The 21,543-nt window shown below is 55.4% G+C and carries 17 protein-coding genes; 14 read left to right on the top strand and 3 right to left on the bottom strand.

From position 1 onward, the window contains the following. Window positions 1–9 precede the first annotated feature (9 nt). Window positions 10–1,404 carry an L-serine ammonia-lyase gene (locus tag ACSQ27_RS22375; RefSeq protein WP_436157699.1) on the bottom strand — a complete coding sequence of 465 codons (1,395 nt, stop codon included), beginning with the start codon at window positions 1,402–1,404 and terminating at the stop codon, window positions 10–12. 121 nt (window positions 1,405–1,525) lie between these two features. On the opposite strand from ACSQ27_RS22375, the gene ACSQ27_RS22370 reads away from it, so the two are divergent. Next, window positions 1,526–2,428 (top strand): LysR substrate-binding domain-containing protein, encoded by a 903-nt coding sequence (locus ACSQ27_RS22370; RefSeq protein WP_436157698.1) that lies wholly within the window; start codon window positions 1,526–1,528, stop codon window positions 2,426–2,428. A gap of 65 nt (window positions 2,429–2,493) precedes the next feature. On the opposite strand, the gene ACSQ27_RS22365 is transcribed toward ACSQ27_RS22370, so the two are convergent. Further along, window positions 2,494–3,468 (bottom strand): NAD-dependent epimerase/dehydratase family protein, encoded by a 975-nt coding sequence (locus tag ACSQ27_RS22365; protein ID WP_436157697.1) that lies wholly within the window; start codon window positions 3,466–3,468, stop codon window positions 2,494–2,496. Further along, a complete protein-coding gene (gene kbl, locus ACSQ27_RS22360; protein ID WP_436157696.1) occupies window positions 3,465–4,667 on the bottom strand; it encodes a glycine C-acetyltransferase in 1,203 nt (400 codons plus the stop codon). Before kbl ends, ACSQ27_RS22365 begins: the two co-directional genes overlap by 4 nt. Before the next feature lie 91 nt (window positions 4,668–4,758). On the opposite strand from kbl, the gene ACSQ27_RS22355 reads away from it, so the two are divergent. The 13 genes from ACSQ27_RS22355 (at window position 4,759) to ACSQ27_RS22295 (ending at window position 21,534) form a co-directional block, all read left to right on the top strand. Further along, window positions 4,759–5,352 carry a helix-turn-helix domain-containing protein gene (locus ACSQ27_RS22355; protein ID WP_436157794.1) on the top strand — a complete coding sequence of 198 codons (594 nt, stop codon included), beginning with the start codon at window positions 4,759–4,761 and terminating at the stop codon, window positions 5,350–5,352. Between the two features lie 56 nt (window positions 5,353–5,408). Beyond that, a complete protein-coding gene (locus ACSQ27_RS22350) occupies window positions 5,409–5,828 on the top strand; it encodes a hypothetical protein (protein WP_436157695.1) in 420 nt (139 codons plus the stop codon). A gap of 333 nt (window positions 5,829–6,161) precedes the next feature. Further along, a complete protein-coding gene (locus tag ACSQ27_RS22345; protein ID WP_436157694.1) occupies window positions 6,162–7,154 on the top strand; it encodes a LacI family DNA-binding transcriptional regulator in 993 nt (330 codons plus the stop codon). Between the two features lie 419 nt (window positions 7,155–7,573). Continuing rightward, window positions 7,574–8,779 (top strand): M24 family metallopeptidase, encoded by a 1,206-nt coding sequence (locus tag ACSQ27_RS22340; protein WP_436157693.1) that lies wholly within the window; start codon window positions 7,574–7,576, stop codon window positions 8,777–8,779. Then, window positions 8,779–9,867 carry an ABC transporter ATP-binding protein gene (locus ACSQ27_RS22335; RefSeq protein ID WP_436157692.1) on the top strand — a complete coding sequence of 363 codons (1,089 nt, stop codon included), beginning with the start codon at window positions 8,779–8,781 and terminating at the stop codon, window positions 9,865–9,867. Before ACSQ27_RS22340 ends, ACSQ27_RS22335 begins: the two co-directional genes overlap by 1 nt. Window positions 9,868–9,894: 27 nt before the next feature. After that, window positions 9,895–11,004 (top strand): ABC transporter substrate-binding protein, encoded by a 1,110-nt coding sequence (locus ACSQ27_RS22330; RefSeq protein WP_436157691.1) that lies wholly within the window; start codon window positions 9,895–9,897, stop codon window positions 11,002–11,004. 26 nt (window positions 11,005–11,030) lie between these two features. Continuing rightward, entirely contained in the window at window positions 11,031–12,785 is a 1,755-nt protein-coding gene (locus ACSQ27_RS22325) for an ABC transporter permease subunit (RefSeq protein ID WP_436157690.1), read from the top strand. A gap of 146 nt (window positions 12,786–12,931) precedes the next feature. After that, window positions 12,932–14,371: an amidase gene (locus ACSQ27_RS22320; protein ID WP_436157689.1), complete on the top strand. Its 1,440-nt coding sequence runs from the start codon at window positions 12,932–12,934 to the stop codon at window positions 14,369–14,371. A gap of 92 nt (window positions 14,372–14,463) precedes the next feature. Further along, a complete protein-coding gene (locus ACSQ27_RS22315; protein ID WP_436157688.1) occupies window positions 14,464–15,624 on the top strand; it encodes a mandelate racemase/muconate lactonizing enzyme family protein in 1,161 nt (386 codons plus the stop codon). 112 nt (window positions 15,625–15,736) lie between these two features. Further along, on the top strand, window positions 15,737–16,735 hold the full coding sequence (locus ACSQ27_RS22310) for a D-2-hydroxyacid dehydrogenase (protein ID WP_436157687.1): 999 nt from the start codon (window positions 15,737–15,739) through the stop codon (window positions 16,733–16,735). A gap of 593 nt (window positions 16,736–17,328) precedes the next feature. Further along, window positions 17,329–18,447: a hypothetical protein gene (locus ACSQ27_RS22305; protein ID WP_436157686.1), complete on the top strand. Its 1,119-nt coding sequence runs from the start codon at window positions 17,329–17,331 to the stop codon at window positions 18,445–18,447. A 106-nt stretch (window positions 18,448–18,553) separates the two neighbouring features. Then, window positions 18,554–19,564, top strand: coding sequence for a patatin-like phospholipase family protein (locus ACSQ27_RS22300; protein ID WP_436157685.1), 1,011 nt, complete (start codon window positions 18,554–18,556; stop codon window positions 19,562–19,564). 23 nt (window positions 19,565–19,587) lie between these two features. Beyond that, the gene (locus ACSQ27_RS22295) at window positions 19,588–21,534 is read left to right on the top strand and encodes a hypothetical protein (protein WP_436157684.1); all 1,947 of its coding nucleotides are present in this window, start codon (window positions 19,588–19,590) and stop codon (window positions 21,532–21,534) included. Window positions 21,535–21,543: the final 9 nt, after the last annotated feature.

Raw genomic sequence — 21,543 nt, 5'->3', positions numbered from 1 at the left:
GGTTCGTTATCAGCACTCAATAATGTTCACCGCGAGGCCGCCGCGAGAGGTTTCCTTGTATTTAGTCATCATATCGGCGCCAGTCTCTCTCATGGTCTTGATGACCTTGTCCAAACTCACGTGATGTGAGCCGTCGCCATGCAGTGCCATTCGGGCGGCGTTGACGGCTTTGACAGAGGCGATAGCGTTTCTCTCGATGCAGGGTATTTGCACCAATCCGCCTACTGGGTCGCACGTCAGCCCAAGATGATGTTCCATGCCAATCTCGGCGGCGTTTTCGACTTGTTCAGGAGTACCGCCCATCACGGCACACAGCGCGGCCGCTGCCATCGAGCAGGCGACTCCCACCTCACCCTGGCAGCCGACCTCGGCGCCTGAAATCGAAGCATTCTCTTTGTAGAGAAGGCCTATAGCGCCGGCGGTGAGTAAAAACTCGATTACGCCAGCATCGTCGGCACCATGAACGAACCCCACGTAGTAATGCAACACGGCAGGAATAATGCCCGCGGCACCGTTCGTAGGCGCTGTAACAACCCGTCCACCGGACGCATTTTCTTCGTTGACAGCCAGTGCGTAGAGGTTGATCCAGTCCATCGTGCTGAGTGGGTCTGGTGTCGCGCCATTTTTTTGTGTGGCCAAAAGCGACTGCTGTAACGCGGCGGCACGGCGACGGACCTTAAAGGGGCCAGGCAAAGTGCCTTCGGCACGGCATCCACGCGCGACGCAGTCTTGCATGACCGACCAGATGTTAAGTAGGCCGCGATCGATCTCCTCATCCGTTCGCCAGAAACGCTCATTGCGCCGCATGATCTCTGCGATGCTGCACCGGTTGGCGCTTGTAATAGCCAGAAGCTCATCGCCACTGTGAAATGGGTGTGAAAGCACGGTGGTATCCGGTGCGATGGTCTTGTGCCTGGACCCGTCATCGGCAACTTCTTCGCTCACGACAAATCCGCCGCCTACGGAATAGTAGGTGTGCGCGCATAGGAGTTCGCCCGATGCATCAAACGCTGAAAATGTCATGCCGTTTGCATGAAAAGGAAGCGTCTTAGTGAGATAGAAGAGAACGTCGGTCTTTTCTTGGAAAGCGATGGGGTGAGCCCCTAGCAACTGGATTTGATGGGTCCCTCGGATACCCTCCAGAATAGAAGGAATCTTGTCCGGATCAATCGTGTCCGGTTCGAAGCCAGAAAGCCCCAAAAGCACGGCAGTTCCGCTGCCGTGGCCTTTACCGGTGGCACCGAGCGATCCGTAAAGCTCGCATCGCACCTGCACTGTGGCGTCCAATTTGGCCTCGTTCACCAAACGCTGCGTGAACATGCGTGCTGCACGCATCGGCCCGACCGTGTGTGAGCTCGAAGGGCCGATACCTATCTTGAAAAGGTCGAAAACGCTGACAGCCACAAAAACTCCAAGTCACTTCTGACAATGTAGGAGTGCGAATAGTACGGGTGGCATTCAACCAATACAATTGATCTTTATTTGACGTATACATTAGAAATATTAACTATTTCTCAGGGTGGTTATGGACATTGCACGTCTCAAAGCTTTGCGAGAACTTTCAATCCGTCAAACGATGGCCGCGGTCGCCGATGCCCTAAGCCTCACCCCTTCGGCTGTTTCCCAGCAAATTGCCCAGCTTGAAGAGGAGGTTGGTGTTCCGCTAACCGAGCGCAGGGGACGCGGCGTCAAGTTGACTCACGCTGGTGAGGTCTTGGTATCGCATGTGGAGCGCATCATGGGCGTTCTAGACGAGGCAAACTCGGAACTCGCTCTGATCCGTAAAGAAATTGCCGGCACATTGCGAATTGCCGCATTTGCCACCGCTGCAGCGGCATTGCTTCCTCCCGTGCTGCAAGAACTCCGGAAAATTTACCCGCGCCTTCAGATAACCATTATTGAGATGGAACCATCTGAGGGTTTGGCAGCCCTAGGTTCCTGGAACGTTGATTTAGCAATAGTGGACGACCTGTCCGTCCGCTTGGCACGGATGGAAAAGACGGTTCACAAAGTGCGGCTAATTGACGACGAGTTGAATGTGGTCATGGCTAAAGATCATCCTCTTGCGCTCAAACCTTCAATTGCCTTATCAGAACTAAAAGATGAGGAGTGGGCAATGGACTCCGCAACCAGCTTTTATGGCGAGTTTGTGATGAATCTTTGCCGCCAAGCTGGCTTTACTCCGCGGGTCAATGCCGCCTGCCGAGGCTCAGAAATCATTGCCGCAATGGTGGCGTCGGGCTGCTCTGTATCGATCATTCCCGGGTTGCGCCTGGGTCAGATTTCGCAGGATTTGATTGCTCGTCCCCTGCGGCCGGCTGTGACTCGTCGGATTTCAGTGGCTCTTCGCCAGGGGGAACGATCGCATCCGGCGATAAAGGTTTTTGTTGAGCAGCTGCTGCGCACTTCACAAGCGATGACTTCTTAACTTCATCGCTTGCGCCGGACTGCGTGGTGGCGGGCCGCCCTCGCATTGCGATGTATTCGAACCAGTTAAGCATTTACGCTTGAGGAGGGCGTCTTCACTGATTCTGGGAGATGCTTCAGCATATCTGTCACCAATGCAGGTAAGTCAAACCTGCACTTCCACTTCCAGTCGTGCTGCGCGCATGAATCGTCGATTGAATTTGGCCAACTACTTGCAATCTGTTGCCTGAAGTCCGGCTCATATGCAACTTCGAAGCTCGAGAGGTGCTTGCGGATCTCAGCGGCAATTTCACTAGGGGTAAAACTGATCCCTGCCAGGTTGTAGCTGCCACGTTCGGTAATCGACTCTGCTGGCGCCTCCATCAGTTCTAGTGTGGCGCGCACTGCATCGTCCATATAGAGCATGGGTAGCGCTTCGTCTTCAGCAAGGAAGCAGTTGTATCTCTCGCCTTTAAGTGCCGAGTAGAAAATGTCGATGGCGTAGTCCGTCGTTCCACCGCCCGGTTTTGTCTTGTACGAAATCAGGCCTGGGTAACGCAGGCTACGCACGTCCACCCCGTGCTTTTCAAAGTACCAGCGACACCAGCCTTCTCCGGCGAGTTTGGAAATTCCATACACGGTCTTGGGTTCCATGACCGTACTCTGCGGGGTCGCATCGGCAGGTGTAGTTGGGCCGAAAGCAGCAATAGAGCTTGGCCAGAACACTTTGTCCAGTTTGTAGTGACGGGCGGTTTCCAAGACGTTCAGCAATCCACCCATGTTCAAGTTCCAGGCCCATGTAGGGGATGTTTCGCCTGTGGCCGATAACGCCGCAGCGAGATGGTAAATCTGGGTGATGCCATGGCGCTTTACAAGTTCCTTGAGTTGCCCCGCGTCGGTCACGTCCAGCATCTCGTGGGCAATATGCGCGTGGCGACCAGTCGGGACCATATCGCTCGTTATTACGTTGTGCGAGCCGTGACGGTCGGCGAGTGCGGCTGACAGTTCGGTGCCGAGTTGGCCGTTGGCGCCAATGATCAGAATTTTGGGTTGGCTGCTCATGCTGTGATCCCCAACTCTTTACCTGCTTGTGCAAAGGCATCAAGGGCGCTACTAAGCTGTTGCTTGGTGTGTAGCGCGCTGATTTGCACCCGAATGCGCGCTTGACCTTTCGGGACTACGGGGTAGAAGAAGCCGGTGACGTAGACACCCAATTCCAGCAGGCGCCGCGCCAGTCGCTGCGCCGTCTCTGCTTCGTACACCATCACGGGAATGATGGGGTGAGTGCCCGCTTTCAAGTCGAATCCGCGCGCCGCTAGGCCGTCGCGGAAGAATCGAGTGTTTTCTTCAAGGTTGTCGCGCAGGCAGGTGTCTGCCTCTAGTAAGTCAAGGACTTTGATGCTCGCACCGACAATGACAGGTGCAAGTGTGTTCGAAAAGAGGTATGGCCTGGAGCGCTGCCGAAGCATTGAAATCACCTCGGCCTTCGCGCTCGTAAATCCACCTGATGCACCGCCCAAGGCTTTGCCAAGCGTGCCGGTAATGATGTCAATCTTGCCGAAGAGGCCTCGGTATTCGTGCGTCCCGCGACCAGTCTTTCCAATGAAGCCGGTGGCATGTGAGTCGTCCACTCCTAACAGTGCGCCGAACTCGTCGCACACTGCGCGAATCTCATCCAAACGCGCAATCGTGCCATCCATTGAGAAGACGCCGTCTGTGAATACAAGTTTGTACCGCGAGCCTGCGGCGTCAGCCTCCCGCAGTTGGTGCCGAAGATCCTCTATGTCGTTGTGCCGATAGCGGTAGCGCTTCGCTTTGCTCAGGCGGATGCCGTCAATGATCGAAGCGTGGTTGAGTTCGTCGCTGATGATTGCATCTTCGGCGCCGAGTAAGGTCTCAAAAAGACCTCCGTTGGCATCAAAAGCCGAGCCATAGAGGATCGTGTCCTCGGTACCCAGAAATTTCGACAGTCGAGCCTCTAACTCCTTGTGGATGTCCTGCGTACCGCAAATGAACCGCACCGAACTTAGGCCAAACCCACGGGTGGCGAGGGCAGCATGGGCAGCTTCCAGAATTCCGCGGTGAGAAGACAGCCCCAGGTAGTTATTCGCACAAAGGTTGATGATTTCACTGGAATCCGCTGTCGAAACGAGAGTGCTTTGGGCGGAGGTAATCGGACGTTCGACCTTAAAAAGGCCGGCGGCCTCAATTTGTTGAAGCTCCTCACGAAGTGAGGCGTAGAAATGAGAGGTAGTAAGCATTGTGTAGTCCTGCTAGGATCGGGTTATTCATCATCGTGGCGATTTCCACTAATAAACGCAATATGTCCACTATATCGAACAATTCGTGAATATGCAAATGTCGCGTGCAGAGACTCGTTCTGAGGGGCCGCCAGCCGTTGGCGAAACGTTGAAGACGCTGCGTCAGTCGCAGCGCCTTTCACTCGATGATTTGTCGAGGCGTGCCGGGGTTTCCAAATCGATGCTGTCGCAGATTGAGCGCAACGAGGCCAATCCGACTGTGGCGATTCTTTGGCGCCTGGCCAGTGCTCTTGGCATTGACATCACGGATTTCCTCAGCAATGGTCAAACCAAGGCTGCGGCGGCCGCCGTTACCGTTACCGCGGCACACGAGATGCCGACCATCAAAAGTGCCGACGGGAAATGTGAGCTTCGCATCCTCAGTCCAATCAACATGGCCGGTACCGTCGAGTGGTATCAGTTGACCATCACGGCCGGAGGAGTTCTAGCATCAGAGCCGCATGAGAAGGGGGCCAAGGAGCACCTGTCCGTGCAAAGCGGCGCTATGACGGTGCGCGCTGGGGACAGCGAGGTAATTGTCCGCAGTGGTGATACCGCACGATATCCAGTCGATCTGCAGCATTCGATTGCCAATCAAGGCAAGACTGCAGCAACCGCACTACTTGTTGTCGAATACGGCCGCTGAGGGAAACCCGGATTGGTAGTCGCAATGGCAGATTTCAGCTTGAAGGAATGAGTCTGGTGGTTACCGTATTCGACCGAATGCCCGCTCCGAATGCTGCCATCGAGAGATACGGAGCCCTACTTGCAGGGCAGCTTAATGAAGCCGTCGTTGTGCCTTGTAGACAAGTCAACGTTGGCGATTGGGCGCCTGAAGAAAACAAATGCCACCACAACGTAGCCACCTGGATTGAAAGAAATCCACACCACGGTCACGTACTAGGCTGGCTGGTGATCGCTGCACCAAACAGCGACTTCGTACGGTTCGTCGCCCATTCGGTAGTTGAAGACGAAATGGGGAACAGGTTCGACATCACACCCCTTCATGCCATAGAACCTCGGCCGTTCTTGGACGCCGGCATCGACGCCGACGACTATTTTTGGATTGAAGAACAGTTGTTTGAGGTCTATCCAATGAGTGGGTTCGACCATTTCATCTAGCTCCCCGGAAACTCTCGGAATCCCCAAGCGTAGCCAGTACTTCGATGTACTGCGGGGCAAACGGCATCGGGCAGTGCTTTATGTGGAATCTTTCACCACGAGGGCTTTGGCAGCTCCTACTGCCGGCAGCGCGTAGAAAAATCCAATCGATTGGACTATCATGCGATTCAACCGGATTTGTGGTTAAAAGTCACTTTTAGTCAGACGGATCCTTAATCTCAACAGCGCCTTACAAGCGGGCAATTTAGCATATTGGGCCAAGTGAACGAACAGAAAATGCCCGCCATAGCGAGCGACGATACAACGGGGCTGCCAGCTGGAAAACGACCCAGAATGGCCGATATAGCGCGCATCGCGGGCGTCGACGTCTCCACCGTCAGCCGTGCCTTGGCGGGAAGCCCGCGCGTCACTAAGGAGACCAGGGCACTGATCGATAAGATCGTGCGCGACACGGGGTACGTGGTGAATGAAGCGGCCCGCAATTTGCGGGATGGGCGTGCTAACCAAGTGCTCGTCATCGTTTCAGATATTGCGGCACCGTTCTATTCTGATGTGGTTCAGGGTATTGTCGAGACGCTAGCGGAACGTGAAATCAACGTTCTGTTGGGCGTAACGCTGCGGCAGGCCAAGCGAGAGGCGAAGCTGGGGCAACAACTGCTGACTGGCGTGGTGGATGGCATCATTACCGTCACCGGGAGCGTGCCCAAGCCGATCCTGGGCATGCAAGGCTTTGACCGCAAAGTTGTCGCGATATCGCGACCTGTGCCGTATGAGGGCGTCACGTGCGTGACGATCGATAACTATGTTGCGGCCAAGGAGGTAATGGCACACCTCTATGCTGCGGGACATCGACGTATTGTCCACATTGGTGGACCGAATCACTCGGAAACATACCGTGATCGGAGTGCAGCGTATGTCGATTTTATGCGCGACCATGGCCTGGGCGAGCTGACGAAGGTACGCTCCACCGAGTCTTTCAACGATGATGCTGAGTCTGGTTTTGAGATCATGAAGGCCATGCTCAGCGACGGATTAAGTCCCACTGCGGTCTTCTGCGCAACCGACGAGCTTGCAATAAGCGCCATGGCAGCTGCTCGGCAAGCAAACCAAAACATCCCCGGTGACGTGTCGTTCTTTGGGTTTGATGATCTGAAATTGGCGGGGCTTATGCATCCCCCGCTGTCGACAGTGTCCGTTCCGCGCTTCGAGATGGGGCGCAGGGGAGCGGAGGAACTCTTCCGCCAGATCTATAAAGGCGCTAAGACCGCCTCCAAGATCACGCTTAAGCATCGTTTGGTCCTGAGGGGCAGTGTGGCGCATATCTGATGGCCAATCCCGCTGGCAGCGCCTAAGAGCTAAGGGCGTGCCGTCGAGATTGAGCGTTGCGGTTACTTGCCAGTAGAGGGGCCATCAGTGCCGCGTCCGAACTGTTTGCTAGTGAAGTTATGGCGTGATGGCCGCGCCCTGATGGGAATTTCCCATTCGCCATAGGCGTATGGCACTCAATCTCCTGGCGCCCAAGCATTTGATGCCCGCGATTTGGCGCCGGTTGCGCCGAGCAGCTCGCGGGTCGACGCCTTCTCATGAATCCGAGAACAAGTGCGTCCCGGGGCCCACGCACCCGGTTCCCCATTTCTGCAGCCCCCTTTGAGACAGTTTTCTTACGACCTATTGACAATACAATCGATTGGATTTCTAATACAAACGATTGGATACAGACTAATCGTACAAACCGAGAAAGCACCATGACTGAAAATACGGCGACTTCGAAGGTCGCTTTTCCATCTGATGTGGATTACCGCAATCGCATTAAACGTGCCCAAGCTGCGATGAAAAGGCATGGCATCGACGTTCTCGCATTAGCGGGTGTCGACACCCACCGCTTCTTCGCCGGCCTGCACGGCCTGCCGGTCAGCAGGCCGATATGGCTGGTTCTTCAGCAGGACGGCAAGGCCGGTTTCGTCTCGCCTGGCAGTGAAGTCAAAGAAATACGGGCGCGATGCAATACGCCGGTGGTTGCCAGATGGGTTGAGTGGGAGGAGCCCGTGCCAGCCCCTATGACGCATCAGGACGCACTTGCCAAATATCTTGAGGAGGTCGCACCGGGGGCTCGCGTGATCGGTGTCGATTTCAATGGCACCAACGGCGGAAACATCGAAGTGGTCAAGCAAAAGCTTGGCGCCGATCGAGTCAAGGATGCTGGGGCGCTGCTGCGCGAATTGTTCGCTGTAAAGGATGCGGCGGCGCTGGGCGTCATCCGACTCAGCTGCGACGTTATTGCTCACCAGTTCAATGCCAGCCGTGACGCTATCGCTCCGGGGGTTCCCGAGTGGGAAGTGTCGCTTGCCTCCTTTGTCGCCGGCACCAGACGCGCGGCTGAACTATGGGACGGAAATGAGGAGCAGTCGCCGTTGGCGCATGGTTTGCACATGACGGGCAGTGGGGCTGAACGCACAGCGCGCTGCCACGCTTCTGGCGCCGGCCGAAAGATGCGCGAAGGTGACTACGTGCAGATATGTCGCTGCAGCACAGGCTTCTTCGGGCATCTGATCGGCTTCGACCGGCCGGTTCTGCTTGGCTCGAAAGAGCCATCTAAGGAAATGCGAAAGGTAGTTGATCTTGCACGTGAGGCGCAAGAGGCGGCATTGGCAGCGGTTCGCCCCGGTGTAACGGCTGGCGAAGTGCACGCTGCCGCAATGAAGGTGATCGACCGCGGTGGTTGGGAAAACCCGGTCCTGCACCGCACCGGACGTTCGATTGGGTACTCCGGCTGGGATGGGCACGAGCTCAAGGCCGATTCACCGACAGTGCTTGAGCCGGGCATGGTGTTCACCGTTGAGCCTGGAATCTATGTTGATGGCGTTGGCGGTGCGCGCTTTGGCGATACGGTGGTCGTTACTGAAGCCGGATGCGAAGTGCTCACTCCGTTCGAACTCGGTAGGAGTATTTGATGACAAACCAGTTGCTCCCTGCCGTTTCTTTCCAAGGCGTCACTCGGCGGTACGGTTCCGTCGCGGCGGTAAACGACGTCAGCCTCGACATCTCACCAGGTGAATTTTTTGCACTACTGGGCTCGAGCGGATCTGGCAAGACGACGCTCCTGATGCTCCTTGCAGGTTTCGACAAGCCCACCGAAGGCAGTGTCCTGATGTCGGGCACCTCTGTCTCCGACGTACCCCCGCATCGGCGCCAGATCGGGGTGGTATTTCAGAACTATGCGCTTTTCCCGCACCTGACGGCTGCCGAGAACGTAGCCTACCCACTCAAGATGCGTGGTGTCGGGCGCGCCGAGAGCGAGACGCGAGTGAAGACGGCACTTGGGCTCGTCAACCTGACTGATCGCGGGTCATCGTATCCGTCGCAATTGTCAGGTGGGCAGCAGCAGCGTGTGGCACTTGCTCGCGCTCTCGTGTTTGGCCCAGACCTTCTGCTTATGGATGAGCCGCTCGGTGCACTTGATCGGAGACTACGCGATCAAATGCAGCAAGAACTCAAGCGTATACAAGGCGAGCTCGGTATCACGGTTATCTACGTTACGCATGACCAGTCGGAAGCCATGGCCATGGCAGATCGGATCGGAATCATGGCCGAGGGGCGGCTTTTGCAGGTCGCGGATCCGGAAACCATCTACGCAAAGCCGGCCAATCATTTCGTCGCGCGTTTCCTGGGCGATTGCTCGATCCTGCGTGTCACCGAAAAGGATGGCGGTCGAGGATACGAGATTTGTGGCGTGCGTCAGCCGCTGTCGTCTCAAGCAGCGGGGCGGTTCGATGTTGTGGTGAGACCGGAGAACGTCACCGTTCATCCTGCAACGGAGGCTGCATCAGGCGACATCCCTGGTGTACCTGCCACGGTCCGCGACGTCACATATCTCGGTGCCGCTTGGCGCGTAACGCTGGAGCTTCCTGATAGGCAACTTTTGCTCGCCAGCGTAGTGCGCGGAGATCGCATGGCCGGTCATCTGGTGCCCGGTGAGTCCGTCGTCGCGCGATGGTCTCCTGAGTTCGTCGCAGTTCTTCCGGCAGAGAAATCTATCTGAAGCAGAGTTTTTGAAGGAGTGGAAAAAATGAATGAAACGAGACAAGTCTTCCTGAAACGTAGTTTTTTTGAAGGAGTAAAACCAATGAAATCGACCCGCCTTTACACGAAAATCTCAGCCGGCCTGCTCGCTGCGGCCAGTGCAATATTCTTCCATCATGCGGCACTAGCCGCCGACCCCGCCAAGCCGGTCGTGGTCGCCTCTTATGGGGGCTCATTCCAGGAGGCCCAGACAAAGGCCTTCTTTGATCCCTACACCAGAGCCACGGGGACCAAAGTCATCGGTACCACTGGTACCGGTCACGCCAAAATCAAAGCTATGGTCACGAGCGGCAATATCACGTGGGACGTGGTCTCAGCCGACGCTGCGGCCTATGAGAACGAGGTGAAGGATGACTTACTTCAGCCGCTCGATTACTCCGTTATCAAGGCCGAGGGAATCCCGGCCGCGTTTCGCACGAAATACGGCATCGGTTACATGAAGTTCGCGCAGAACCTGGCCTGGAATAAAACCAAATTCCCCAATGGACTTACTCCTGCACAGTTCTTTGATCCCAAAGTGAAGGCGCGTCGGGTGATGTTGGCATTGCCGTACTACAACATTGAGTTCGCGTTGCTTGCTGACGGTGTGAAGCCATCCGAACTCTATCCGTTGGATGTTACCCGTGCCCTCAAAGTTATCGACCGTGTGAAAGATCAGATCGTCGGGTTCAAGCCGCCTTCGGATGTCCAGGCTCTTATTCAGCAGGGCGAGGTTGATGCTGCCTACGGCCCGGGCGGTCGCATTCAGAATGCCATCAAGGGCGGCGCCAACTGGGCTTATGGATGGAACGCATCGGTCACGGTTGTCGAATACTGGGCAGTAGTCAAGGGCGCGCCGAACCCGGCCGAGGCGATGAAGTTCATCAATTTCGCCGTTCAACCAAAGCAGCAGGCAGATTTGCCTCGCCATATCTTTTACGGTCCGACCAACGTTGACGCACTGAAGCTTATTGACGGAGCAGCGCTTTCAGCTGTCGCCAAGGATCTTCCAGGAAATCCGGCGAACGAGAAGCTCGGCGCAATTCTCAATTCGAAATGGTGGAACGAGAACCTCGAGCCCGTGGCGGCCCTGTGGAACACGTACGTCATGCGCTAACAGCGCGCAAATAGGAGAACGCGAAGATGAGACGCAGCAGTGGATTCGTAAATTGGTTAGTAAGTTGGGAACGGTTCTTACTGCTGGCTCCAGTAACCATCTTGCTTCTCCTGGCTTTCGCTATACCGCTACTGGCGATCGTTCCAGAGGCGTTTGGCGGTGATGCCATCGGCCGTTTTATGCGGATCTTTGGCAACCCGGTCTACCAAAAGGTGATCTGGACGACCGTGCGCATCAGCGTAGAGGCCACAGTGATAACTCTCGTTATCTCTTTCCCACTCGCCTGGATTCTGAGTCGCGCAACTGGAGTGAAGGCGCTGCTTCTGGGGTTGTTGGTGCTGGTTCCCTTCTTGACCAGTGTGATGGTACGTACGTTTGCCTGGTTGGCGATCCTGGGCCAGCGTGGCCTTGTGAACGCAACACTTATGGGTCTGGGGATAACTTCAGAGCCAATTTCGCTTCTCTTCAGTGAGCTAGCGGTTGTACTGGCGCTCGTGCAATGCTCGATTCCGATGATGGTCTTCGCTCTCTTCACTGTCCTCAGGCGCATTGACGGACGTCTTGTTCTGGCCGCTCACACGCTCGGAGCTAACCCGTTGCGGATCTGGTCGGGCGTGCTCCTTCCACTTGCAATCCGTGGAATCCAATCCGGCGTTACGATCATCTTCCTCTTCACCATGGCGAGCTTCATCGCGCCGACCTTTCTGGGTAGCCAACGCCAGCAGATGCTCGCCCAAGTAGTTCAGGCGGAAATCGACGTCGGGGCCGACTGGGCTTTGGCTGCGGCACTCGGCATCACGCTTGCCTTCGTCGCGACGATCATTGTCACGGCGCTCTCCTCGGTAGCGCGATACTTGTCGCGTTGGCAGCGCCCGGGTGTGCCGCCGCAGACTTTGCCTCAAGCGCCTGTGGGCCAGGTAGACAAGTCGCTTCTTCGCAAATCGGTCAAACTGCCGCCGACTCGTTTCAAAATTCCTGAGGTCTTGCGCGCCAGTGTGCGGTTTGTTCAACCGGTCTATCTGTTTTTGATATCGGTGTTCATTCTCCTGCCATTGGTCGTGCTCATACCGGTATCTTTCAGCTCAGCTGAGGTACTCATATTCCCGCCGCCTGGCTACTCATTGCGGTGGTTCGAGACGATCTTCCACAGCCAGGAATGGACTGCGGCGGCCCTGACCAGCCTTCGCATCGGCGCTGCGACTTGTATCTCAGCTCTCATCATCGCCACGCTGGCGGTTCTCGGAATTGGTCGCAATTTTCGGTATCAGGGCGCTGTTGAGGCGATGCTTATGTCGCCGCTGACCGTGCCAAGCGTTGTTTTCGCGCTCGGTGCTTATCTGGCCTTCTCGCGTGTAGGACTGGTGGATACCGAGACCGGGATCATCATCGTTCACACCGTGCTGATCTTCCCAATCGTTTACCAGGTCGCGTCGGCAACATACAGCTCAATCGATCCTTGGCTGTCCCTTGCTGCGGCAAGCCTTGGAGCGAATGCCTGGCGGGTCTTTCAAACGATCACTTTCCCTTTGCTTCTGCCAGGCCTCGGCATTGGAGCTCTGCTGGGAATGCTTCTTTCATTCGACGAGTCTGTCGCTTCGATCTTCCTCAGCAACTTGTCGGTGAAAACCTTGCCGAGAAAGTTGTGGGAGGGGATTCGCTTCAATACGAGTCCCGAGTCCGCCGCCGTCTCTGTGGTGTTGTTGGGTGTGACATGTGTCGTGGTAATTATCGGCATGGCGATTATTCTCCGGCGCCGAAAGAATGCGCTACTGCCGGCGTAAACGTACCCGGTTGTAGGAGTAGCGCTGCTACTCGACCACGTCTGCTGGTCTTGCCCTAGCCGCAATCCAAAGAAAGCGGCATCCGATGGTTTCATACGAGGCCTTCGGATGTCCGATGCAAAAACTATCTTCTAAAAGGAAATGACATGGATATTGCCTTCCTTTCAGCCACCGATCTTGGTCGGGCATTGGCCCAAGGCGAATTTACATCGGAGGCGCTGGTGTCTGAGTTGCTCAGTCGCATCCAAACCTACAACCCGAAGCTGAACGCTTTCGTCGAGGTCTACGGCGAGCCTGCCCTTCTGGCGGCGCGTGAGTCTGACAGACGGCGCTCCCGCAACCAGACAAGAGGGCCCCTTGACGGCGTTCCTTTCGCGGCCAAGGATCTGTTTGACGTCGAGGGTTATCCCACTTTGGCCGGATCGAAGGCGCTGGCCGCCAAAGCCGCCACGCAATCAGCCACCGCAGTTCGGCGATTGCTGGCCGAGGGCATGGTTCTGCTGGGCAAGACGCATACAGTAGAGTTCGCGTACGGTAGTTGGGGAACAAACCCTAGCTGCGGCACACCGATCAACCCGCGCGATCCGCTAGTTCAGCGCGTTCCCGGAGGGTCATCCAGCGGATCAGGCGTTGCGGTGGCCGCTGGGCTTGTACCCGTCGCCCTGGGCACCGACACGGGAGGCTCGGTGCGCAGCCCATCAGCTTTGTGCGGCGTCATCGGCATGAAGACATCGCTCGGACTGATCGGACGGGGTGGCGTGCAGCCGCTCGCTCTCGTTTTTGACGCGGTGGGACCCATGACCCGTTCTGTTGAGGACGCGGCACTCATTCAGGCAGCGTTGCAAGGCGAAGATCCCGAAGATCCGTCGACGTTTGGCGTACCACGGTCAAACTCCCTTGTCGACCTGGACAAGGGCGTCGCAGGGTTGACGCTGCGCTACCCGAGTATGGAGAACCTGAAGTCAGCGGAGCCCGGCGTCCTTGAGCGGTTCAAGGAGACGCTCGCTGATCTGGAAGCGATGGGTGCGGTCCTCGACGAGGTGCCACTACCTCGACCCCTCGAAGCATATGCGACTCTTACGGCCAACATCACGACGGTAGAAGCCTGGAATCGCTACCAGCATGTCGTCGAGAAAGAACCTAGCCTCGTCGACCCCGAAATCGCAACTCGGATGTCCCGTGGAAAAACGATGAGCATAGCGGACTACCTCGGCTACCTGGAACAGCGACGGCTCATGCAAACGGAGTTTCACCGTTACTTTGCCGGAGCGAATGCCATTCTGCTGCCCTCGTCACCGATTACAGCGAAGCCGATAGAGGGAATTCACACCACCAACGCTCCGTTTGGGATTTTCACGCGCTTGGCCAATCTAATGGACCTGGCATCGCTGAGCATACCCATGGGTGATGCCGAGGGCCTCCCGACCGCTGTTCAGATCATGGTCCGTCGCTATGCCGACCCCATGGCATATCGGGTTGCTCGCGCGCTGGAAGTTCAGCGCGGCGGATTGTTTACGCCTCCTCGTGGTTACGAGCAACCGCATCGCATCGTGGCGGAGAGCGCTTTATATGCAGGCTTTCCCTGAACAACTGACGCCTCGATCAGCACCGGGAATAAGAAGTCGCAATCTATAAATAAATCAACTGGGCGGCTACCAGCTGCCGCGAAGGAGCAATATTGAAGATCAGAAAAGTACAGGTCTATCTCGTCGAAAGCGGTCGGTTGCGACCGGTCATTGTGCGCATCGAGACAGACGAAGGCATCTCAGGTATCGGCGAGGCCGCCATTGCCTATGGCTTGGGGAGCACCGCCGCTGCCGGGATGATCAAGGATCTGGCAACCCGCATACTCATCGGCAAGGATCCTCACGCCATCGAAGCCATCTGGTCGGAGATGTACGACCATTCCTTCTGGGCCAAGGGTGGCGGCGCCATCGTATTCGCTGGCATCAGTGCTATTGAACAGGCACTGTGGGATATCAAAGGAAAAGCTCTCAATGTGCCGGTGTATCAGCTGCTGGGTGGCAAGGTACGCGACGAGTTGCGTGTCTATGCCAATGGCTGGAGCACCCAGGCCGTGACGGCCGACGATTTCGCCCGCGCGGCCGAACGGCCTCTCAAGGACGGCTATACGGCGCTCAAGTGCTATCCGCTGGCGTTTCCCGACGCCGCCGGTACAGTCCGCCATCCAACGCGCCGTGCCTTGAACAAGGATGAAACGCGCTTGGCTTACGACCGGGTCAAAGCCCTGCGTGATTTCGTCGGTCCTGATATCGACATCATGTTGGATCTGAGCGGCGCTCTGACGACGGACGAGACAATTCGTCTGTGCCAGCGCTACGAAGACCTCGGTATCGATTTCATCGAGGAACCGGCCGATCCGTTCGATCTCGGTGCGCTCAAAAAAATCTCTGCCAAGGTCAACATTCCGATCGCGCTGGGCGAGCGTCTCTATACCCGCTATGGTTTTCGCAAGGTGCTCCAAACTCATGCGGTCGACACCGTGCAGCCTGACATCGGTAATACCGGCGGCATTATGGAAACCAAGAAGATCGCCGCCATGGCTGAGGCCTTCAACATGCGCGTCGCTCCGCACAACTGCGCAAGCCCGGTATGCACTGCGGCCACGCAACACGTTGCGGCCAACATTGCAAACTTTTCGATTCTGGAGATTTATCCATACTGGAGCCGGTATGAAGGTCACCTGGAATTCACTGATCGAGTGCCTGAAAATGAAATAAAGAACGGGTACCTCAAGGTTTCCGACAGGCCAGGTCTGGGCATAGACCTCATTGAGGAAAAGATTGATACCTATCTCTGGGCCGAAATCAAAGCCTAGTTCGCTGAGTCAAGCATTGCCGGTGTGTGCCGGTTATCGCCTCCTAGCCCTGCGAGCATCGAGATACATGGTTCCCGGTTGAATCCGTGCCGAACCCAACAGGAAAAGAACCATGACACCTTTCCTCCTGGATGCGCCCCTGCGCGTCTATATCGAAAACAATCGCGCTCGCGACCTCGCTTACTACGTCACCGAAGACGCAGTGCGCCGGGCGCTTGCTGGTGTGGTAGAACTATCTGTGGTCGTCGATCGCTACCGCGGAGAGGTAGACGCTGCGACCCTAAGTCAGTGCGATCTGCTCATCGGCGCGGCTTTCGAAACAGATGCAGTTCGCTCCCACGGTAAGAACCTTCGCCTGGTTCACAGCACTAGCGCTGGCGTGGAGGCGCTGCTGCCGCTTAACTGGCTGCCAGAAGCTTGCGTGCTAACCAACAGCAGCGGCGTGCATGCTGACAAGGCCGGCGAGTTCGGTTTGCTGGCATTGCTGATGCTCAACGATCACATCCCGCAGCATGCAACCAGCCAGCGGGCGCACATCTGGCGGCGAAAGCTCGGAACGCCCATTCGCGGCAAGCGCGTACTGATTTATGGGGTGGGCGCGCTGGGTGGAGGGGTTGCCCGCAACGCCCGCTTGTTGGGGCTCGAAGTCTGGGGTGTCAGGCGGTCGGCTGAGTCGCACCCTGATGTCGATAGTATGTTTTCTCCGGGCGATTTGGATGCTGTCCTGCCCGAGGTGGATTTTCTCGTCGTGACCGCACCGCTGACTACGAGCACACGAGGGGCTATTGGCCCCGCACAGATCGACCGCATGAAGCCAGGCGCCGGGTTAGTCAACATGGCACGGGCCCCAATCGTGGACTATGAGTCCCTAGCTCGGGGCTTACGCGAAGAGAGACTGTCCGGCGCCGTGTTGGACGTTTTCGAGCCTGAGCCCCTGCCGCCTGATGCACCGTGGTGGGATGTTCCCAATTTGGCGGTCATCCCGCACGTCTCGTCAGATAACGCGGACGATTACATCACGCAGTCCCTTGCGATACTCCGCGAAAACGTCCGCCGAATGCGAACCGGCGAGGCGCTGGTCAACGTGGTCGATGGGGATGCCGGCTATTGAATTACCCGCGTGAAAGTATGAGTACGCGACATTGGCTGAACTCGCCGAAGGCAGCCGACATTGAAGGGTTCTTAGTGTTAACGATTAAGACCCCGGTTTGGGGCAATTGGCCACGGGACTTGAGGCCAATCGGCTGATCGATGGCCGACATCCAGATCTGGTACCTCGATCCTGCTGGCAACACCCTATGCGCGCGCCGTGGTTATTGAGGACCGGAGCAACGTGGCCTCGGAAATCTCTAGTGACGTCCAAAGTAAGACGCCATGCATAGCTGCTATACAAGGTGAACTGGCCCGGACAGCCTTTAATCGACGTGACTTTCACTCTACCTCCTCCATTCTGAGGATGCCGGTTTGTCCTCGCAATGCTTAAATCACCAATCGAGATCTGTCTCGCTTGCGACAAGCGTAGCCAGCGTCCGCACCCTGTTCAGTTTTTGGCTCCGTACAGCACACGTCCATAAGAGGCAAGGCTGTACCCCATGGTAGGTAAAAAAAGAGGAGGGGACTATGTCGACAGGGCCAGAAGGAAGTCTTTTCTGCAGACTCGAGGATCTGAGTGCGACCCCGGAATTTGGTCGGAGGGGCGCGTGCATGCGGTTCATTGGAGTGCAATCAAAAGATTTCAATGAAGCCGCATTCTCAGAAGACGGCGACAGCAATGGCGTAGAGACCTTTGTTTTTGACGTTCACAAGCAAGCGCGAGGCAATGGCGCGCCAAGAAGCGCTGTACCCCGAATTTTAGAAATGCTTTGCAATCTGCCTGAGGATTGTGAGATTTGCTACGGGCAACTTCAGGAGTGGTACCGAATTGATTTCCATACTGACGTCGAGGGACGGAGTTACTTTTACCCCACTTTCGGACGAGCCGATCCTTCCCCGGTTACTGTAAGGTCGATCACTCGTCTGGCAGGCCCGAAGCTCACAAAATTCCGCACGTACAGCTACGTTCCTGGCTCCTCGTCAAAGACGTTTGCACTATCTACCTTCGAAGTTGGGCAGGGAATGGCCAGCCTAATCTATAGCGAGAGCGAGGGATTTTTGATCGATGCAGGTGCGGGCACGCCCATCCGTAGAGATGCCTATGTCAAAAATCAACTTTCGTGCAACCAACTCCTCGATCGCGTCCAGGGCAAGCAGCTGCGGTTTTTCCTGTCACACGCTGATACCGATCACTGGCGAATGCTTGGGTGGGATGACCGCCTCATAGCGCAAATCAAAGAATTTGTAATACCCAGCGACATGAAATCCGTAGCCTTCTTCGACATAAAAGTCAAAAGCAAGGTGCGGGAACTAGCTTCGCATCTGACGATATCGCTCACTTCAGATACGACCCTAAGCATCTTCAGAACTGATCCGCCTCGAAAAACTTCGAATAACGATGGATTGGTATTTGTGTTCGAGAAAAAACGCAAAAAAGCTTTGCTGGCAGGAGATTGCACATACGTGGAGATGTTGCAGGACGGAAATATTGATGTTCGCCAGTTACCTCACTTTAAGTACGTTGCAGTAGTAGTCCCCCATCATGGGGATGAAAGAAGCTCCAAAAATGTCCCGTTAGCTGAGGCCCGCGGCATCGCTTTTTTTTCAGCTGGCAACCACGCGAAATTTCGACATCCGAGAAAACCTTCAAAAGACGCCCACCAGCTCCAGGGCTTCAAGAACCACATTCAAAAAAATCCGACGGGAATTCGAGAGAAGAAGTTGATGTAATCGCCCACCTCGGCATCGGTCGAAAAAAGCTGCACACCGGTGAAATTGCCGGATGAGTGCCGCTATTTAAATAGCACACAACTAAAACAGATGGTAGGGAGCCTTCATGACCAAGTTAATCGGAAATACGCCAAAGCGGATCGCGCTTGCTCTATCGGGAGGTGGGTTTCGCGCAGCGGCATTTCATCTAGGTGTGATGCAGAAGCTGCAGAAACTCGCACTACTCAGCTGCGTTGATCTAATTTCATGCGTCAGTGGAGGCAGTATCGCCGGTGCCTTTTTGGCTTTGAACTGGAAATCCGCCAGTGTTTTAAAAGACCTCGAAAAATATCTACTTACCAGATCCATTGCAGTGAGTTCGGTCATTGGAGGTATCTTGGATCCATTTGACAGTCGCATAGATAAGCTGGCCAGTAGCTACGATACCGATTTGTTCCGAGGTGCGACTTTGTCCGCACTGAAAGAGGGCCCGCGGATCTATTTAAACGCTACTAACTTGTCCACTGGGAACATGTTTTTCTTTGTGGCTGGGGGAGGTGGATTGACTGAGTTGGGAGAGCATGAGTTAGGCGTTGTTCCGGGCGATGCCTTTCCTCTTGCCCGGGCAGTGGCGGCATCGTCGGCATTTCCGCCTGTATTTCCCCCACTGAGATTGTCTGCAAAAGAGTACCCGCCAGGCGCTGCATTTGACTACGTCACGCTCACGGACGGCGGTATTTACGACAACATGGGCATCAATCCAGCCTTGCGTGATCGCAACGCAATCAACTACTTAATAGTTAGCGACGGAGGAAAACCGTTTGCTAATGACTCAAATCCAACCGAGTCGGGCGGTCTTGTTTTAAAGGCTGGCCTCGACATCATGATGGAGCAAATCCGTGGCTTGGAGTTTGATCGCCTCGAATACAGGTACAAGGCAAAGTCGGGTCCCGTGCCACTTTGGTTCTCAATAGACAGCACGGATGGCGAGGCCCGAGACGGCGATGCCGTCATGGCTAGCGGAATTTCGACAAATCTTGCAGCTCTTTCCAAATCACAGCTCGATGTTTTGGTGCGTCAGGGGGCGTCGCTTGTAGAAGCACGTATCCGCAAATACGCGCCCGAGCTCGTTGCCTAAAAATATCGAACAAGGGAGAAATCATGCTTTCGATATCAAGTGACGAGTACCGTGAAATTCCTAACGAGCAGCTTGCCAATCGTCCGCCATTTCGACGGCTTAGAGGATATGCGTTTGACCCTAGTCTGTCGTTACGGCTGGAAACCGCGGCAATCAACCACGCGGTATTTGATATTCCGTGGGAGCAAAATCTTAAGCCTGGTCCACGAGGGGAATATGTTGAAGTCGTAGATTACGATCCATCGAGCGGCTGCTGGTATGAGCCGGTAGATCTAAATTCCACAAATATCCTTGCGCAGGATGGGCTTGCTCCGTCGGAGGGTAGTCCTCAATTTCATCAGCAGATGGTGTATGCGGTGGCCATGAACACCATTACCAATTTCGAGTTGGCGCTAGGCCGGCAAGTGCTGTGGTCTCCTAAGACAAATCAAGGGGCAGAGGCAGGATTTCAGGAGGAATTTGTCAGGACATTGAGGATATATCCCCATGCTTTGCGTGCAGCGAATGCCTACTACAGCCCACAGAAAAAAGCTCTGTTATTTGGATACTTTCAGGGCCCAACCGGAACGGTATTCGGATGCTTGTCGCAAGATATTGTTGCGCATGAGACTACGCACGCACTGCTGGACGGTATGCATCGACGGTATGTCGAAGATAACCATGCAGATACGTTAGCCTTTCATGAGGGCTTCGCAGACCTGGTTGCACTGTTTCAGCATTTCACCTTCCCAGAAGTGTTGAAGCATCAGATCGCACGTACGCGAGGAAATCTGGAAACTCAGTCACTTCTCGGTGAACTGGCTCAGCAGTTCGGTGAGGCTACCGGAAGATATGGTGCCTTGAGAAATGCAATCGGCGAGACTGGGGAGGACGGTGTATGGCGACCAGTAGAGCCCAGCCCGAAGCGCATGCAGGAAGCGACGGAGCCGCATGAGAGAGGGTCAATACTTGTGGCAGCGATGTTCTCGGCGTTCCTCGCAATATACAAAGTTAGGACAAAAGGCATTGTCACTTTGGCCACTTCTGGGACGGGAATTCTTCCAGAAGGGGCGCTTCACCCATATTTGGTCGATGCACTCGCAAAAGAGGCTACTAAAACGGCGAAGCATTTTCTCGGCATTTGCATACGTGCTCTTGACTACTGTCCCCCGTTCGATATCACCTACGGCGATTATTTAAGAGCACTTATCACTGCGGACTTTGACATGGTGCCAAACGACACGCATGGCTACAGGGTGGCACTAATTGAATCATTCCGCCGATGGGGAATTGTTCCGGAGGGGCTTAAGACTTTGTCGGAAGAACAGTTACGCTGGCCTTACGCGAAGCTTGAGTTCGATAAGGCAGGGCCCGGTGAATGGAATGCGCTTTCAGCTTTGGCGGTCGATCTGAAGGACCTAGTTAGCAAGGCGCTGTACCTTCGTGATCGAAAGGACGTCTTCGATAACCTGCGGGCCGCCAGATTGAAGGCTCATGCTTTTCTAAGGAGCATATTTGAAACCCGGGAAACCCTAGCTCAACGGGAAAACTTCATGGCTGTTACTGGACTGAATATGAAGCTCGATGCATCGGTTATTGGGCTTCGAAATAAGGCGTCAGGATTGCCCTCATTTGAAGTTCACGCTGTGCTCCCGACACTCAGGGTGACACCAGATGGGCAAATCATGAAGCAACTCATTATTTCGATGACTCAGCGGTTGCGGAAGACTCCGATTGATCCTCAATTTCCCAATAAAGGATGTTTTGATTTTCGAGGTGGAAGCACGCTAATTTTCGACATGGAGGGCGAAAGGCCGACCCTGCGCTACGCGATAACCCGCCCTATTAACGACGTAGCGCGCCTGGAGCGTATACAGGCTTACAAGAGAAATCGCGCCGAGCAAGGCATGGGGTTGAGGGATATCTATTTCTCAACAGACACCGGTCAATATGCCGCTGAGCCGTTTTGCTTCCTTCACGGTGAACACTAGGAGCAAATA

Source organism: Polaromonas sp. LjRoot131 (genome assembly GCF_964252805.1).
Classification (GTDB): domain Bacteria; phylum Pseudomonadota; class Gammaproteobacteria; order Burkholderiales; family Burkholderiaceae_C; genus Polaromonas.
The sequence above is the reverse complement of the archived record's forward strand: the minus strand, read 5'-3'. Positions and strand labels throughout refer to the sequence as shown.

Bases quoted from the DNA above. Each gene is read 5' to 3' on its own strand.
- ACSQ27_RS22370 (WP_436157698.1), top strand. From the start codon at position 1,526: ATGGACATTGCACGTCTCAAAGCTTTGCGAGAACTTTCAATCCGTCAA.
- ACSQ27_RS22365 (WP_436157697.1), bottom strand. From the start codon at position 3,468: ATGAGCAGCCAACCCAAAATTCTGATCATTGGCGCCAACGGCCAACTC.
- kbl (WP_436157696.1), bottom strand. From the start codon at position 4,667: ATGCTTACTACCTCTCATTTCTACGCCTCACTTCGTGAGGAGCTTCAA.
- ACSQ27_RS22355 (WP_436157794.1), top strand. From the start codon at position 4,759: ATGCAAATGTCGCGTGCAGAGACTCGTTCTGAGGGGCCGCCAGCCGTT.
- ACSQ27_RS22345 (WP_436157694.1), top strand. From the start codon at position 6,162: ATGGCCGATATAGCGCGCATCGCGGGCGTCGACGTCTCCACCGTCAGC.
- ACSQ27_RS22340 (WP_436157693.1), top strand. From the start codon at position 7,574: ATGACTGAAAATACGGCGACTTCGAAGGTCGCTTTTCCATCTGATGTG.
- ACSQ27_RS22335 (WP_436157692.1), top strand. From the start codon at position 8,779: ATGACAAACCAGTTGCTCCCTGCCGTTTCTTTCCAAGGCGTCACTCGG.
- ACSQ27_RS22330 (WP_436157691.1), top strand. From the start codon at position 9,895: ATGAATGAAACGAGACAAGTCTTCCTGAAACGTAGTTTTTTTGAAGGA.
- ACSQ27_RS22325 (WP_436157690.1), top strand. From the start codon at position 11,031: ATGAGACGCAGCAGTGGATTCGTAAATTGGTTAGTAAGTTGGGAACGG.
- ACSQ27_RS22320 (WP_436157689.1), top strand. From the start codon at position 12,932: ATGGATATTGCCTTCCTTTCAGCCACCGATCTTGGTCGGGCATTGGCC.
- ACSQ27_RS22310 (WP_436157687.1), top strand. From the start codon at position 15,737: ATGACACCTTTCCTCCTGGATGCGCCCCTGCGCGTCTATATCGAAAAC.
- ACSQ27_RS22305 (WP_436157686.1), top strand. From the start codon at position 17,329: ATGCGGTTCATTGGAGTGCAATCAAAAGATTTCAATGAAGCCGCATTC.
- ACSQ27_RS22300 (WP_436157685.1), top strand. From the start codon at position 18,554: ATGACCAAGTTAATCGGAAATACGCCAAAGCGGATCGCGCTTGCTCTA.
- ACSQ27_RS22295 (WP_436157684.1), top strand. From the start codon at position 19,588: ATGCTTTCGATATCAAGTGACGAGTACCGTGAAATTCCTAACGAGCAG.